The organism is Exiguobacterium sp. s168 (assembly GCF_018619035.1).
Lineage (GTDB): Bacteria > Bacillota > Bacilli > Exiguobacteriales > Exiguobacteriaceae > Exiguobacterium_A > Exiguobacterium_A acetylicum.
In genome coordinates this window covers 17,494-32,618 of record NZ_JACSNE010000014.1, presented here as the reverse complement: position 1 = coordinate 32,618, position 15,125 = coordinate 17,494, and the positions used below count along the sequence as shown (strand labels likewise).

Sequence of the window (15,125 nt, the reverse complement as noted above, 5' to 3'; positions counted from 1 at the left end):
AGGGGGTTGAAGGAGCCGTTAAGGGGAACTTATTCTTTTGACGCGGCGACTTCCGTGGCTGCATCGATACCGGTATTGGCCTTGACTAAGATACGCTCGAAGTTACCGGCAACTTCGTTCGATTTCGTCAACAATGTCCCGACGATGGCTCCGAGGAAGCCAAGTGGGATGGAGACGATTCCTGGATTCGTCAGCGGGAAGAGGGCTTCCCCGACGAACAAGGCTGAACCGTCGACTGCCCAAAGATTTGGACTGAGTGCGACGAGAATCAGTGAAGAGAATAACCCGACGACCATACCTGTGACAGCTCCGCCAGTATTGAAACGGCGCCAGAAGATCGTTAAGAGAATGACTGGCAAGTTGGCACTTGCCGCGACAGCAAAGGCAAGCGAAACGAGGAACGCGACGTTCATCGTTTGTGCGAACAATGCCAGTACCATCGAAATCAAGGCGACGGCGATGGAAGCGAGTCGTGCTGCCGTCATCTGTTCTTTTTCCGTTGCTTGTCCTTTGCGAAGAATATGACTGTAGAAGTCATGGGCAAAGGCGGATGCTGCGGATAAGACAAGTCCCGCAACAACGGCGAGGATCGTCGCAAAGGCGACTGCAGCGACGAACGCGAAGAGTAAATCACCACCGAGTGCTTGAGCGAGAAGTGGTGCCGCCATGTTACCAGCAGCATTGGCAGCAATGATATCTTCAGAACCGACGAAAGCAGCGGCACCAAAGCCGAGGAAGATCGTCAAGATATAAAAGGCACCGATGATCCACGTCGCATATACGACGGATTTACGAGCAGTCGGAGCATCCTTAACAGTAAAGAAACGAATCAAGATATGTGGTAATCCAGCCGTTCCGAGAACGAGTGCGAGATTCAATGAAATCGTATCGAGCGGTAATTTGAACTTGTTTCCGGGATTCAAGAATGAATCACCGAGCGGTGTCGCTTGTTTGACTTCTGAAAACATCTTGAAGATCGAAAAATCGAACTTGGCGAATACCATGAACGAAATGACAGCTGTTCCTGCCATCAAGAGAATCGCTTTGATGATTTGGACCCATGAGGTCGCTGTCATACCACCGAAGACGACGTAGACTGTCATCAAGATACCGACAATGATGACACTTGTCGTGTAAGGAATTCCTAATAACAGTTCAATCAAGGCACCCGCACCAACGAGTTGCGCAATCATATAGAAAATCGAGATCGCGATGGAGTTCATGGCGGCGACTCCTCGAACTTTTGAAGCATTGAAACGAGCGGCAATCATATCTGCCATCGTGTATTTCCCAAGGTTCCGAAGTGGTTCGGCAACGAGGTACAAGACAACCAGATAGGCAACGAGGAAACCGATCGAGTAGAAGAATCCGTCAAATCCGGCCAAAGCGATCATCCCAGCAATTCCGAGGAACGAGGCAGCAGACATATAGTCGCCAGCAATCGCCATCCCATTTTGTGCACCCGTGAGTCCACCGTCCGCTGTATAAAAGTCGTTAGCAGTTTTTGTTTTACGGGCAGCAAAGTATGTAATGACGAGCGTCAAACCGACGATCGCCGCAAATAAAGCAACGGCAGTATAATTCATTTCGACTCCTCCTTGATTTGTTCGACGAGTCGATCAAAGGCACGTGCTTTTTTGCTATACATCATGCAGAACGTCCATGTCATGATGAACTGAGCAAAAGCGAAGATCCAAGCACCCGTAATATCACCGAACACCGGCTGATTTAAAATCGTAAAGTAGCTTGTCAAAATCGGAAGCGTAAAATAAAAAATAAGACAGAAACTGATGGCGGGAAGAATGAAGCCATTCTTTTGACGCATCAATTGTTGAAAGGTAGCGCTCTCGACGATTGCTGGAGCAGATTGAGTCGATTCATTTTTTTGAACTTCCGATACTTGATGCATGAGGACGCCTCCTTTAAGGAATGAATGTAAATTCATTATAAGGATGTCGTTTCTGGAAAAGCTATCCTAATTTTTAAGGAGAAAAGCGCATTATTATATTAATATTGGTCATACCAATTTAATGTAAGCGTTTGCAATATTGAACATTGTTTGAACGTTATTTTTATATATTAATTGCGCTGGAAAATGATTCAAAAGACCTAGCACGACAAAAAACGAAATTAACTCAAAAAAAGCCTGTCTATGAAATCATAGACAGGCTTGAGTCATTTTTCAGTTGGACGTTCGATTTTGTCTTCGATTTCCCGTAAATGATCCGCGCGTTTTGAAAGGGCGCGACGCTTTAACCACTCTTCCGTTCCGCGACTGACTCCCCAAATGGCGAGTAAAATCAAAAATAGAAGAACGAGACGCATCGGACGCTCAAGGAACGTCGACCATTCTTTTCCGATCAGCGAGAAGATGATGACGACGATCAAACGACCGGCACCAGCAGCGATCAAATACGTCCGCAACGATAGTTGAATCATGGCGGAAATGGACGTGATGATGAACGCAGGCATGAACGGAAGCGAGAAAAAGAATCCGAGTGAGATGGGACTCATGTGACGAACACGTTCGATCCACTGTTGCGCGGCATGGTGTTTTTCAAGCCAACGCGTGACCGGACGACGAAATAGATATCGAATACAAGCGAAGACGACGAGTGATCCAAGCATGCTCCCGACCCATGATACGAGAACACCCATACCAAAACCATAGGTTGCCGCATTCGCGGAAATGATCAGGACGAGTGGCAGGAAAGGAAATAGAGACTCAAGAAACGGGGCAATCAAACCGGTGGCAGCTCCTCCAGGTAAGTCTTGGAGAAAGAAAATCATCTGCTCGATCCAGTCACGAAGTGTATGGAGCATTCGGAATCCTCCTTGCGAGATGTACTACTGTGTTTTATTTTACCTCTTTCTGATTCAGAAAGGGAATGAAATTCCTTGAAAGGGATTCAGGAATTGTAGATTGTACATTCGAAAGGGAGTTGGTATTATACTTAAATGGGTGCGTTTTGCAGGCGTTCCCAGCTAGTCAATAGCTAGACGCTTCGTTTGCCAACGTTCGTTTTACTGCAAAAAACTGACATGGGGGCTAATGAGGAATATGAAACCTTATCGCGTACTATTATTTTATAAGTATGTTCCGATCGAAAATCCGGAACAGCTAACGAAAGAGCATCTTGCTTACTGTAAAGAGCTCGGTATTAAAGGTCGGATTTTGATCGCACCAGAAGGAATCAACGGCACACTCTCTGGAACGGTCGAACAAACGGAACAATACATGAAGGACTTGACGGCGGATCCACGATTCGCTGACATCGAATTCAAAATCGATGAAGTCGAAGAGCACGCCTTCAAAAAGACGTTCGTCCGTTACAAAAAAGAACTCGTCACATGGCGTTTTGAGGATGAATTCAACGTACCAGAAGAACACGCTGCGTATCTTGAACCAGCAGAGTGGAAAGAAATGATGAAACAAGATGATGTCGTCATTCTCGATGTACGAAACAACTATGAATACGACCTCGGACACTTCAAGAATGCTGTAAAAGTCGATGTCGATGCTTCACGGGAATTCCCTAAATGGCTAGACGAGAACGAGCATTTGTTTGAAGGGAAAAAGGTTCTCACATACTGTACGGGTGGCGTTCGTTGTGAAAAATTCACGGCGTACTTCCGTAAACGGCAACAGAGTGATGATGTCTTCCACCTTAAAGGCGGAGTCGTCATGTACGGAAAAGATGAACAGACACAAGGAGAAGACTGGGAAGGTGAACTATACGTCTTTGATGAGCGTGTACAAGTTCCTGTCAATGCCGTCAATCCGTCTGTCGTCTCAGAATGTTACTACTGCGGAAAACCGGAGACGCGCTATGTTAATTGTGCAAACCCGGAATGTAATCGACAGCACTTCTGCTGTGAAGAATGCGAACCGAAAGTCATGCGTTCGTGTTCCGATGAATGCCGGGAGCATCCGCGCAACCGTTATGAAAAAGAGCAACAAGAAGAATTGGTATAAGGCAATGCGTAAAAAGCCGGAGGATTTCTTTAATAGAAACCGTCCGGCTTTTTTGTGTATTCAAGAGGAAGGAAATAAGTAACGCAAAATATCCGGTAAACGTTCAGCCCAGGCCGTTTCATGATGAATCGCTTCCGGGATGATCGTATAGCGACTTTGAGTAAGTTTCTGTTCGACCGCTCGCGCTAAGACATCATTCGTGTGTAAATAATCCGTCTCGGTCATCGGACCACTCACTTCTTTTGTGCCGACATCCATATAACAGCGATGAGTGGCAGACAGAGACGGACTACGCTCGATGAATTCAAGGAGTGAGGAGAAGTTTGCCCATCCGGCAGTCGACAGGGCAGCGACGCGCGTGATGACTTCCGGATACGCGAATAATCCATAGAGCGAGATGACGCCACCCATCGAGCTGCCAATCATCGTCGTATCATCAGGACGTGTCGCGTAGTTGGCGTCAATGTATGGTTTTAACTCGCGGATGATCCAGTCCATGTAGACTTTACCGTTTCCCCCGATCGACGACCGATGTGAAGGATAGGCAGTCCGCATTAACAAAGCTTCATCACTCCAAGGAGCGTAATCATCGTAACGATCCATGGCGTCTTCTGGACTGTCAATTGCGACGACCATTGCTGGAATCTGTGTCTTTTGTAGCGCAAGATGAATCTCCCAGCCTTTTCCAAACGAGGCGGTTTCTCCACTGAAGACGTTTTGTCCATCGTGCATATAAATCACTGGTAATGCTTCAGAAGGATCCAAATGGGGCGGACGATGAATCCGAATCGTCCGGTGGGCTTGTGATGTCGGTAGCGTCATTTCAATTTCTGTAATCGACAATAGAGTCACGACCTTTCAAAGGTTTGCATAATGCGCGGTACAGTTGCGTCCGTTGTGTTTTCCGCCGACATAGAGTGCATGGTCGGCTTGACGTAACGACTCTTCGAACGTCCGTTGATATCTTTCTTCCACTGTATCAATTCCGAGGCTGACGGTTAAGGACAGTCGGTGACCATCGACGAGGAAGGGACGATCCATGACCGCATGGCGGACCGTCTCGGCAATCTGGATGGCAGCCTCTTGACTACCATTTCGTAAGAGAAGTACGAATTCCTCCCCGCCATAACGAGCAGCAAAGACCTCATCATGTTGCAATTGGATCGCTTGGATACGTCGACCGAGTTCACGAAGGACAAGATCGCCTACTTTATGACCGTACGTATCGTTGACGCGTTTAAAATGATCAATATCAAACAGGATCACGGAGAGCGGATAGCAGTCAGCAGCAAACTCCTGCCGACCGTGTTCGTAGAAGGCACGACTATTCGGTAATTCCGTTAAGGCATCGGTCCGACTTTCCGTGTAGAGTTGAACCGTTTCACGAGAGCGCTCTAAGACACGACAAAAGATACGGAGCAGACGAGATAACTCATCGGCATTCGTCGCATCATAGGCATCTGCGACTTGATGGAACAGGATGATCGAGACATCGACCTCTCCGCTCGTAATCGAAGGAATCGCTAGCATCGAGTGACGATCGACAGGCAATCCGATTTGAATATCGTTGCCCCAGTCGCAACGAAGACCATAGATGATCGGGGTATGCAAATCGTCGGCTGTCAAGGAATGAAACAGTGGTAATACATCAATCGGTTGTTTCGTCCGGATGTTATAGATGACTTGTTTTCGCTGTTGTTGGATTGAGATCCAACCTTCAGAAAACGGTAGCAGATGCGGTAAATCAAGGAGTAACGAATCAATCGTCTCGCGTTCAAAGCGGGAAATCAACAAGTGTTCCTTCGCATCATCAAATCGTTTGGCATTATCATTTGCTTCAAGGGAGTCGCCGCGTTCTTGCAACAGACGTTTGAACAAAAAGAGGATCAAGGCGGAAACCGTAGCCGCGACGAGTGGACTCTCATCGTAAAACCAGATTCCAAGTAAAGCGCTCAACATGCTGATTCCGTAGACGAGGGATTGCAGCTTTACGAGACGGCGCCAATCGTATTTCAAGAAGAGGAAGCGATTGACGAATAGACATTGGAAATAAGAGACAAGGAAAACGGTGATTAAAAAGCCGGTGAAAGGAATCAAGGCTTTCGTATACGTAAAGTTTGAGCCGATCGGACCACCGAGCGCATAATACGCAAAGGCGGGAAGCGAAATATAGACTAAATCGAATAGGGCGTTGATCGGGTAGAGGTAGACGAAACGTTTCCAGCGAATCGCTTTTCGGTGAGACATGAATTGAAAGACGAGAATACCGATTTGGCTTAAAATCAAGGCGTACGTTAAACCGTAATTGAGGAATAAAAATAAGATGATTCCTTCTTGGAATGTATAGTAAATGCCACCACGACGGACATTATCGAACTGAAACAGGAGAACGAGTCCGAATAAATAAAGCGTGTTGATGATGGAGACAGAAGGATGGAAGGTTGGTGGATGAACGATGCCGATCACTAATAACGTCAAGGCGACGAGACCGAAGACGATCCAGCTTGTCCGGGCTACATGTTGGTAGTAGCGCATGAAACATCCCTCCCCTTGAGAAGTATCTTTTATTCCTATACCCGAATTGTGGAAATTTTGATAAGCCATTTACCAAAAAAATAAGGTTGAGAGAAAAGAAAGAATTGCGTATAATGTGAAAGATATCGAATATAGTCGATGATGAAGAGAGTAACGGTTGATTTTCGTCAACTAGCGAATCAGGGAATGGTGGAAGCCTGAGGACGAACCGATCGTGAAACGCACTTCTGAGACGCTGCCCGATTCCTGATGGAAGAGGCGTAGCCGGGGGAACCCCGTTATCCCCGAACAAGGTGGGTGTCAAAATGACACCAAGAAGAGTGGTACCGCGGTCATTCCGTCTCTTTGCGCGTGGCGCAAGGGGCGTTTTTTATTGCCAAAAAATCAGTGAAGCAGGAGGAAATAAAGATGAGTTATAAAGCGCAGTATGCAGAAGTATTACATCAAGTCATGGAAGGTGCCTTATCGGTTGAACAAATCGAACAACTGATCGAGCAACCGAAACATGAAGATCACGGAGATTTGGCATTCCCATGTTTCATGCTCGCAAAAGCATTCCGTAAAGCACCGAACATGATCGCTTCAGACCTCGCAGAAAAAATCGATGCGCCGCTGTTCTCGAACGTTCAAGCTGTAGGTCCTTACATCAACGTTTTCTTGAACCGAGAAGTCGTCTCGCAAGAAATCGTCAATCAAGTCCTGACGGAGCAAGAGGCGTTCGGATCAAGTGAAGCGAATGGAAAAACGATCGTCACTGATTTTTCATCACCAAACATCGCGAAACCATTCTCGATGGGCCACTTGCGTTCGACGGTCATCGGGAACGCGCTCAACCAAATCTCACGTAAAAAAGGCTACGACGTCGTCGGTGTCAACCACTTAGGGGACTGGGGAACACAGTTCGGGAAATTGATGGTGGCTTACACGATGTGGGGTGAGGAAGAAGCGGTCCGTGCAGAACCGATCAAGGAATTGTTGAAATTATACGTCCGGTTCCACGAAGAAGCGGAAACAAATCCGGCACTTGAGGATGAAGGACGTCTCTGGTTCAAAAAACTCGAACAAGGTGATGAGCAGGCAACGACGCTTTGGACGTGGTTCCGTGAAGTCTCACTCGTCGAGTTCAACCGTGTTTATGAGATGCTCGGTGTTAAATTCGATAGCTTGAACGGAGAAGCCTTCTATAACGATAAGATGCAACACGTCATCGATTTGCTCGAAGAAAAAGATCTCCTCGTCGAATCAGAAGGGGCAATGGTCGTCGACCTCGAAGCAGAAGGTATGCCGCCTGCCTTGATTAAAAAGAAAGATGGTGCAACGCTGTATGCGACACGTGACTTAGCAGCTGCCGTCTATCGTCTCGAAACGTACCGTTTTGAGCAAGCGTTCTACGTCGTAGGTGGGGAACAAGCGCTTCACTTCAAGCAATTGTTCGCAGTCTTGAAGAAACTTGGATTTGAGAACGTCGACGGAATGCACCATGTGCCGTTCGGTCTGATCATGAAGGACGGAAAGAAAATGTCGACGCGTAAAGGTCGGATCGTCTTGCTTGAAGAAGTATTACAAGAAGCGATCGACGTCGCAAAGCAAAACATCGCGGAAAAAAATCCGAACTTAGCGAATGCTGAAGCTACGGCTCGTCAAGTAGGTGTTGGCGCGGTCATCTTCCATGACTTGAAGAACGAACGGATGAACAATATCGAGTTCGATCTTGAGCAGATGTTGAAATTCGAAGGCGAAACAGGACCGTATGTCCAGTACACGAATGCCCGTGCGCACTCCTTGCTCCGTAAAGGTGGCTATGATGGCACACCATTCGCTGGTAGTGCCGATGATCATGCATGGGGTGTCGTCTCGATGCTGAACCAATTCTCGACGGTCATCGATCGCGCGTTCACACGTCGTGAGCCATCAATCATCAGCCGCTACGTCTTAGATCTTGCACAAAGCTTTAATAAATACTACGGACACGTCCGTGTTCTCGAAGATGACGCAGCAAAACAATCGCGTCTTGCACTCGTCAAGTCGGTCACGATCGTCTTGACAGAGGGTCTTCGTTTGCTTGGTGTCGGCGCTCCAGAAGAAATGTAAGACCAATCCACGAATAAGAAGAGGTAGATTATGAAGACTGAGACGAAAGAACGATTACAGCAAGCTGCTTCACAGATGAAGCAGGAGCCTTTGGCAGAAACGGTCGCCTTTATGGCTGATTTTCACGGGAAAGTCGCTGCTTGGTTACCGGGAGAGTCTGTCGATTTCGTTCACGATTTCGTGACGGCGCCGGAAGCCGATTTGATTGCTCCGATTGAAGGAGACGCATTACGGACGAAAGACAATTTTGAATTCTTCATGCGTAAGAAACAGACACGGAAAAAACTGGGTGAACTGTTGACGCTTTGGAAGTCGGCACGTACGACAGAGACGTTGAGTCAAATCGATGCGATCGGATTGAAAAAATGGCTCGCTCGTAATGAATTCCGTTCGGAAGACAAACCATGGGATTATTTGAACCGTCTGCATGTTCTGCTATTCCTTGATTTGATGACGACGATCATCGATGATCATCGATTGACGAGTCTGCATGAGCAACTTGTCGGTACGACACCAGTCCCGACGAGCTTCGTACGTCGTCAAGGGGATGTCCGTCAAGTCATCGAAACATTCGCGGAAGAGACGAACTTCACACAAGTGGATATCGTCAAGGCATCGCTTGTCCGTTATCTCTGATCAATAGATACACGAACAAAAGCCGTCGAGCCCTGTGCCCGACGGCTTTTGTCGTATCTTCTTACTTCGCCTGATAGAACACGATCGTTTGTTGCTCTGAATCGTAAAGACACCATTCTCGTTCGAACACGACGGGACCTAGATTAACGGCATACCGTTTTCCTTTGATGGATAAAGTTTGACCTAGTGGGCTCGGTTTGGCGATGCCATTTCGAAACAAACCTCTGATATGACTATGACCGAAAAAGAGTAACGGTTCGCGTTGTTGTGACAGGTCGGGTAGAAAATCCCGCGACCAACTGAGTTGGTCTCCATGAATCAACAATGCCCCCTCGATGCGTTGTTTTCGAGGGCAATCGCGTAATGCATCGATGACAGGAGATAGATGTGGTGGAACGAGCGACAGGATGCGCTCTTCTTGATTACCAAGTAACGTCTTAAAATCAATCAGCTCTAAAAAATCATCATCGAGCGTCACGACGAGGGAGAGCGATTCGAAAGAATAGCGCTTCGCTCGTTTTTTACCGATATGGCATTCATGAACATCACCGAGACAAAACAAATGCGCATCGGGAGCGAGCCGCCGTATGTCAGCTAGGACAGCTGCTGTGTCAGCTATTGAACTGTGAAGATCCGCAAAAAGGGCATAACGCATGATCGACCACTCCTTTGTTAAGGAGATACCCGAAAATGCGTCATGCCCATCTTTTTTCAATTAAGTCGTACGGATCTTATTCTGTTTCGACTGTGACGCCACGTTCTGCGAAGACGACTTTTGCGACTTCAAGTGCGTTCAAGACACGTGGGAATCCAGTGTAAGGAACAAGATGCATGATAGCTTCGACGATTTCGTTTCCTGTTAAACCAGCTGTCAATCCAGTATTGATGTGGAGAGCAAGTTGTGGTTCTGTACCTTGTGTGACGAGGGAAGCAATCGTGACGATTGCGCGGTCACGGTTGACGAGACCATCGCGGCTGTAAACTTCACCGTATGCGAAATCCGTGATCCACTCACCGACTGCTGGAGCGATATCTTTCAGGGATTCAGAGATTTTGTCATGCGTAGATTGTGCAGCGTTTGCGTCTGTGAATTCGCTGAGTTTTTTAACGCCTGTTTCGTGACGTGATTCAAAATGAGTTGCCATGGTAAAGGACTTCCTTTCTTTTTTAACGATGTTCTTATCGTAAAGGAAGAAATACCATGCTACAAATACATGGTTTTTATGAAAGGTATGCTTATTTGGAATATATATCGCTGACGAATTGAATCCACTTCCGCGTCACGTACGATTGATAGCGACCGGTCGGAACGGCGATTCCTAAGTGCCACGGGACACGTGTTTCAAGCGGAATCGTTTTGACGCCACGAATCGAAAAGCGATCCGCGATCGAACGCGGCAGGACAGTCACGGCATTTCCTTCTGCGACTAGTAAACATAAGAAGTCCCACTGCGAGCTCACCCGAGACACGTTAGGCGTAAATCCGGCATCTTTGCAGGCGTTCAAGACGACATCGTGTAGTGAGAATGTTTCATTGAACAAGACGAACGGCATGTCGGCGACTTCCTCTAACGCAATCATCGACCGATCGGCGAGTGGGTGATCATTTGGTAAAAACAAATGCAATTCTTCTTCAATGAAGGGGTGTGTCGTTAAATGCTCATCCGAAGGCAGCACCGTTGCGATCAAATCGACTTCACCGGCGACGACCGCTTTTTCTAGCGCATGCCCACCGGCTTCGATTAATTCGATTTGAATCATCGGATACATCTCTTCGAAGCGACGCAGGAGACCCGGGAAAAACAGCGAACCGATCAGTGGGGGCACACCGAGCCGAATCGTTCCCTTCGTCAGATGCATGACATCATAGAGGTGGGAAGGCAGGTCAGATAACTGCCGCAGAATCTTTTCACCTTCAATCAATAAGGTCTCACCGGCATCCGTCAGGACGATTTGTCGTTTACTCCGATCGAACAATTCCATCTCAAGTTCTTCTTCTAAGTGACGGACCATTTTACTGAGTGTCGGTTGCGTGACGTGGAGATGTTCAGCGGCACGAGTGAAGCTTTTGAAGCGTGCCACTTCCGTAAAGTATTCCAGTTGGCGGAAATCCATCAGTATTCTCCTATTCTTTTGAGTTATAGATGTCATAACAAGTATTCATTTTTATTATTCTTTCAATCAGCGTACAGTAAAGAGACCGAACACGTAAAGGTAAAGAAAGAAGGAATCCATCATGATGAAACAACTCGAAGGAAAAGTTGCATTAATTACAGGAGCAGCAAGCGGAATCGGTCTTGAGATTGCTGAAGAATTCGCTCAAGAAGGTGCGAAGGTCGTCATCGTCGATCTTCAGGAAGAAGCTGCAAAACGCTCTGCTGAAACACTTCGTGAAAAAGGCTTCGATGCGTTTGCTGTCGCAGGTGACGTGACGAATGAAGAGGCAATCAAATCAAGTATCGATCAAACGGTCGCGCATTACGGAACGATTGACATCGTCATCAATAACGCGGGGATGCAACACGTCTCACCAATCGAAGAGTTCTCGACTGAGAAATTCGACTTGCTTCAAAGCATCATGCTTCGTGCACCATTCCTCTATACGAAATATGTCTTCCCGATCATGAAAAAACAAGGCTCTGGACGAATCTTGAACATGTCATCGATTAACGGATTGATTGGTTTTGCAGGGAAAGCTGCCTATAACAGCGCGAAACATGGTGTCATCGGTTTAACGAAAGTCGCAGCATTAGAAGGAGCAACTTCTGGTATTACGGTCAACGCGATTTGCCCAGGATATGTCGATACACCACTCGTCCAAAATCAGTTGTCTTCGCTCGCTGAGACACGGAACGTACCGCTCGAACATGTTTTAGAAGAGGTCATTTATCCGCTTGTTCCGCAAAAACGGTTACTGCAAGTCAAAGAAATCGCGGATTACGCTATTTTCCTTGCAAGTGACAAAGCAGCAGGTGTCACGGGTCAAGCCGTCGTTCTCGATGGTGGTTACACAGCGCAATAAGCAACACTTTAAATTAAATGAAGGGAGGTACTTTTTGGATACGATCCAGAAAGCACCTCCCTTTTTTGTTTGATCGACTGAACATGAACGTTCAGCCGATTGATGAGAATCGATTAACGGAAGTTAATGAACTGCACGTCGACTGATAACGGAAGCTCACGAACGATTTGCATGACTTGTTGTAGGTCGTCACGTGATTTACCAGTGACACGGATTTGGTCATCTTGAATCTGTGTCTTCACTTTTAATTTCGATTCCTTGACGGCATTGTTGATCTTTTTCGCGTCGTCACGGTCGATTCCACTTTTCAGAATGACGCGTTGACGAACCGTGTTCCCAGCAGCCTGCTCGACTTTTTCGTACTGCAGGTTTTTGGTCGGAACTTCGCGCTTAATCAATTTTGCTGTTAAGACATCTTTGACTTGATCGAGTTTGAAATCGTCATCTGAGATTAGAATCAAATCCTCTTTTTCGAGCTTCATGTCGCTCTTTGAACCTTTGAAGTCGAAGCGATTCGTGATTTCTTTCAGTGCAATCTGGACGGCGTTCTTGACTTCCTCGATGTTGATTTGTGACACGATATCAAATGAATTATCTTTTGCTGCCATTTTAATCTCCCCTTTCATTCCACTCTCTATTTTAGAGAGGAATACCGGAAGCGTCCACTGCTTTGAAATTTTGTTATAATAAAAACCATGAAATGAAAGGGGTGCTTAGCTTTGAAACAAACAGCAGACATGTTGACGCTCACACCGCAAGAACTGGATGAGCGATTTGCCTATAGTGGAAATGATTTAGGAGCGACTTTCTCAGAGACAGCGATTCGCGTGCGCTTGTGGGCGCCGACGGCAGAACGTGTCGTGATTCGTCTCTATAAGACATTACGCGCACGAAAAGTCGAAGAGGTCGAGATGATGGCAGGCGAACGGGGAACATACGTCGTTGAACTCGATCGAGCGGCATATGAAGGTTATTTCTATACGTTTCAAGCGAGCATCAACGGACAAAAGGTCGAGGCAGTCGATCCGTATGCGAAAGCCGTCGGAACGAACGGAAAACGCGGTGCGCTGATTGACCCGACAAGTGTGACACCAGAACGATGGATTGAAGAACGCCCACTGTTCCATTCTTCGCAAGACGCAGTTGTTTATGAACTACACGTACGCGATGCAACGAGTCATCCGGCTAGTGGTGTCGTCGCACGTGGTACATTCGCTGGACTGACGGAAGCAGGAACACGGACACCAAATGGTGGATTAACAGGACTTGATTATTTAGCGGATCTCGGTGTGACGCATGTCCAGTTATTGCCGATCTACGATTTTGGCTCAGTCAATGAGGCAGCGCCGAACGACCCGGATAACTATAACTGGGGATATGACCCGGTGAACTACTTTGCGCCGGAAGGTTCGTACTCGTCAAATCCGGATGATCCAAGAACGCGGATCCTTGAATTAAAACAATTGGTTCAGGCGTTACATGACCGTGGGATACGTGTCATCATGGACGTCGTCTTCAATCATACGTATGATGCGGCAACGGTTCCGCTCGGTCAGTTCGTTCCTGGCTACTTCTATCGTCAAGAGGCGGATGGTAGTCTCTCGAACGGTAGTTTCTGTGGAAATGATACGGCGTCTGAACGTTTGATGATGCGGAAGTTCATTCTTGATTGTGTGACGTACTGGGCGAAAGAGTACCATCTGGACGGTTTCCGATTTGATTTGATGGGACTGCATGATGTCGAAACGATGAATCAGGTGCGTCATGCACTCGATCGCATTGATCCGTCGATTCTGATCATTGGTGAAGGCTGGGATCTCGATACGCCGCTTGATCCGGAAGAAAAAGCGAATTACTTCAATGCACCGAAGATGCCAGGAATCGCGCATTTCAATAACGGCTTACGGGACGGGGTCAAAGGCGACGTTCAAACACCAGAAGATCGTGGTTTCATCAGTGGTGCATTTGACCGGACGAGTGAAGTCAAACGGGGAATCGCTGGTAACGTCTCTTCGCAAGGGTTTGCCGATGAACCGAATCAGGTCGTCTCGTACGTCGAGGCTCATGATGATTTGACGATTTGGGATAAATTAACGGTATCTCGTCCAGAGGACACGGAGGAGATTCGTCGGAAACGACAAATGCTCGCGAATGCGATCATCTTGACGGGACAAGGCATTCCTTTCCTTCAGGCCGGACAAGAGTTCTTCCGGACGAAGGACGGGATTCGTGACAGCTTCAATGCAGGAGAGGTTGTCAATCGTCTTGACTATGAACGGGCGGAAACAGAGCGTCCAGCAGTCGAATACGTCAAAGGATTGATTGCTCTTCGTCGTCAGTATCCGATGTTCCGTCTCGCAAACGCAGCAATGATTAAAAAACACCTTCGTTTCCTTGAAGAAGGGGAGGGCGTGATTGCCTTTGAACTGAAACGCACCTATGAAGGATACGTCGAACGACAGCGTGTCTACCATAATGCGACGGAAGAGGATATCACGATTGAATTGCCAAACGGTGAATTCGAGGTGTTAGTTGAGTCGGGTGCCGTCAAGTTGCACGCACCACGGTTGCATGAAGGGAAACAGTTGGTCATCCAGGCATTGACGACGACGGTCATCGCCGAACGAAAAGCAGACTACAAGAAATACGCAATAGCAGGTGGTGCAGCACTGACAATCATCGGATTGTTGTACGCAGCGAACAAACGTCGTAAGAAAACGGATTAAATCGAGAAGGACGAAGCGAAAGAAGGCTTCGTCCTTCTTTTTTGCGCGAATGACAATTCGATTTCAACCTGTCATGCAATTGACTTGCGTAAAATCTTTGAAAGCTTGTTTGAAGACGCATCTTTCGGGAAAAAACCTC

At 47.2% G+C, this 15,125-nt stretch carries 14 protein-coding genes and 1 other annotated feature; of the genes, 5 read left to right on the top strand and 9 right to left on the bottom strand.

Going from position 1 to position 15,125, the window contains the following annotated elements; all coding sequences use genetic code 11:
• Positions 1-29: 29 nt before the first annotated feature.
• From KNQ15_RS09625 to KNQ15_RS09615, 3 genes are all read right to left on the bottom strand, one after another.
• Positions 30-1,586, bottom strand: coding sequence for a solute symporter family protein (locus tag KNQ15_RS09625; protein WP_214729068.1), 1,557 nt, complete (start codon positions 1,584-1,586; stop codon positions 30-32).
• Entirely contained in the window at positions 1,583-1,909 is a 327-nt protein-coding gene (locus tag KNQ15_RS09620; RefSeq protein WP_214729066.1) for a DUF485 domain-containing protein, read from the bottom strand. The genes KNQ15_RS09625 and KNQ15_RS09620 overlap by 4 nt, the downstream gene beginning before the upstream one ends.
• Before the next feature lie 266 nt (positions 1,910-2,175).
• Positions 2,176-2,823, bottom strand: coding sequence for a TVP38/TMEM64 family protein (locus tag KNQ15_RS09615; protein WP_029342892.1), 648 nt, complete (start codon positions 2,821-2,823; stop codon positions 2,176-2,178).
• 229 nt (positions 2,824-3,052) lie between these two features.
• On the opposite strand from KNQ15_RS09615, the gene trhO reads away from it, so the two are divergent.
• On the top strand, positions 3,053-3,976 hold the full coding sequence (trhO, locus tag KNQ15_RS09610) for an oxygen-dependent tRNA uridine(34) hydroxylase TrhO (RefSeq protein WP_214729064.1): 924 nt from the start codon (positions 3,053-3,055) through the stop codon (positions 3,974-3,976).
• 60 nt (positions 3,977-4,036) lie between these two features.
• On the opposite strand, the gene KNQ15_RS09605 is transcribed toward trhO, so the two are convergent.
• Both KNQ15_RS09605 and KNQ15_RS09600 read right to left on the bottom strand, forming a co-directional pair.
• Entirely contained in the window at positions 4,037-4,819 is a 783-nt protein-coding gene (locus KNQ15_RS09605) for an alpha/beta hydrolase (protein ID WP_214729061.1), read from the bottom strand.
• 15 nt (positions 4,820-4,834) lie between these two features.
• Positions 4,835-6,511, bottom strand: coding sequence for a GGDEF domain-containing protein (locus KNQ15_RS09600; RefSeq protein ID WP_214729059.1), 1,677 nt, complete (start codon positions 6,509-6,511; stop codon positions 4,835-4,837).
• A gap of 129 nt (positions 6,512-6,640) precedes the next feature.
• Positions 6,641-6,859, top strand: a binding site (T-box leader).
• Positions 6,860-6,919: 60 nt separating this feature from the next.
• On the opposite strand from KNQ15_RS09600, the gene argS reads away from it, so the two are divergent.
• Together argS and KNQ15_RS09590 are read left to right on the top strand one after the other, a co-directional pair.
• Positions 6,920-8,602, top strand: a complete 1,683-nt coding sequence (argS, locus tag KNQ15_RS09595) for an arginine--tRNA ligase (RefSeq protein WP_214729057.1) — start codon at positions 6,920-6,922, stop codon at positions 8,600-8,602.
• Between the two features lie 30 nt (positions 8,603-8,632).
• Positions 8,633-9,238 carry a hypothetical protein gene (locus KNQ15_RS09590; RefSeq protein WP_214729055.1) on the top strand — a complete coding sequence of 202 codons (606 nt, stop codon included), beginning with the start codon at positions 8,633-8,635 and terminating at the stop codon, positions 9,236-9,238.
• 61 nt (positions 9,239-9,299) lie between these two features.
• On the opposite strand, the gene KNQ15_RS09585 is transcribed toward KNQ15_RS09590, so the two are convergent.
• The 3 genes from KNQ15_RS09585 to KNQ15_RS09575 form a co-directional block, all read right to left on the bottom strand.
• Positions 9,300-9,893: a metallophosphoesterase family protein gene (locus KNQ15_RS09585; RefSeq protein ID WP_214729053.1), complete on the bottom strand. Its 594-nt coding sequence runs from the start codon at positions 9,891-9,893 to the stop codon at positions 9,300-9,302.
• Between the two features lie 76 nt (positions 9,894-9,969).
• Positions 9,970-10,383 carry a carboxymuconolactone decarboxylase family protein gene (locus KNQ15_RS09580; RefSeq protein ID WP_023469674.1) on the bottom strand — a complete coding sequence of 138 codons (414 nt, stop codon included), beginning with the start codon at positions 10,381-10,383 and terminating at the stop codon, positions 9,970-9,972.
• Between the two features lie 91 nt (positions 10,384-10,474).
• Positions 10,475-11,353, bottom strand: coding sequence for a LysR family transcriptional regulator (locus tag KNQ15_RS09575; protein WP_214729051.1), 879 nt, complete (start codon positions 11,351-11,353; stop codon positions 10,475-10,477).
• Between the two features lie 121 nt (positions 11,354-11,474).
• On the opposite strand from KNQ15_RS09575, the gene KNQ15_RS09570 reads away from it, so the two are divergent.
• Positions 11,475-12,260 (top strand): 3-hydroxybutyrate dehydrogenase, encoded by a 786-nt coding sequence (locus KNQ15_RS09570; protein ID WP_058704411.1) that lies wholly within the window; start codon positions 11,475-11,477, stop codon positions 12,258-12,260.
• A 113-nt stretch (positions 12,261-12,373) separates the two neighbouring features.
• On the opposite strand, the gene KNQ15_RS09565 is transcribed toward KNQ15_RS09570, so the two are convergent.
• Positions 12,374-12,868: a YajQ family cyclic di-GMP-binding protein gene (locus KNQ15_RS09565; protein WP_023469671.1), complete on the bottom strand. Its 495-nt coding sequence runs from the start codon at positions 12,866-12,868 to the stop codon at positions 12,374-12,376.
• A 111-nt stretch (positions 12,869-12,979) separates the two neighbouring features.
• On the opposite strand from KNQ15_RS09565, the gene pulA reads away from it, so the two are divergent.
• Positions 12,980-14,986, top strand: a complete 2,007-nt coding sequence (pulA, locus tag KNQ15_RS09560; protein WP_251137655.1) for a type I pullulanase — start codon at positions 12,980-12,982, stop codon at positions 14,984-14,986.
• Positions 14,987-15,125 lie beyond the last annotated feature (139 nt).

Excerpts from the sequence above, each read along its gene's own strand:
- KNQ15_RS09615 (WP_029342892.1), bottom strand. The coding sequence starts at position 2,823 with ATGCTCCATACACTTCGTGACTGGATCGAGCAGATGATTTTCTTTCTC.
- KNQ15_RS09570 (WP_058704411.1), top strand. The coding sequence starts at position 11,475 with ATGATGAAACAACTCGAAGGAAAAGTTGCATTAATTACAGGAGCAGCA.
- KNQ15_RS09575 (WP_214729051.1), bottom strand. The coding sequence starts at position 11,353 with ATGGATTTCCGCCAACTGGAATACTTTACGGAAGTGGCACGCTTCAAA.
- KNQ15_RS09620 (WP_214729066.1), bottom strand. The coding sequence starts at position 1,909 with ATGCATCAAGTATCGGAAGTTCAAAAAAATGAATCGACTCAATCTGCT.
- KNQ15_RS09600 (WP_214729059.1), bottom strand. The coding sequence starts at position 6,511 with ATGCGCTACTACCAACATGTAGCCCGGACAAGCTGGATCGTCTTCGGT.
- KNQ15_RS09590 (WP_214729055.1), top strand. The coding sequence starts at position 8,633 with ATGAAGACTGAGACGAAAGAACGATTACAGCAAGCTGCTTCACAGATG.
- KNQ15_RS09565 (WP_023469671.1), bottom strand. The coding sequence starts at position 12,868 with ATGGCAGCAAAAGATAATTCATTTGATATCGTGTCACAAATCAACATC.
- trhO (WP_214729064.1), top strand. The coding sequence starts at position 3,053 with ATGAGGAATATGAAACCTTATCGCGTACTATTATTTTATAAGTATGTT.
- KNQ15_RS09580 (WP_023469674.1), bottom strand. The coding sequence starts at position 10,383 with ATGGCAACTCATTTTGAATCACGTCACGAAACAGGCGTTAAAAAACTC.
- argS (WP_214729057.1), top strand. The coding sequence starts at position 6,920 with ATGAGTTATAAAGCGCAGTATGCAGAAGTATTACATCAAGTCATGGAA.
- KNQ15_RS09585 (WP_214729053.1), bottom strand. The coding sequence starts at position 9,893 with ATGCGTTATGCCCTTTTTGCGGATCTTCACAGTTCAATAGCTGACACA.
- KNQ15_RS09625 (WP_214729068.1), bottom strand. The coding sequence starts at position 1,586 with ATGAATTATACTGCCGTTGCTTTATTTGCGGCGATCGTCGGTTTGACG.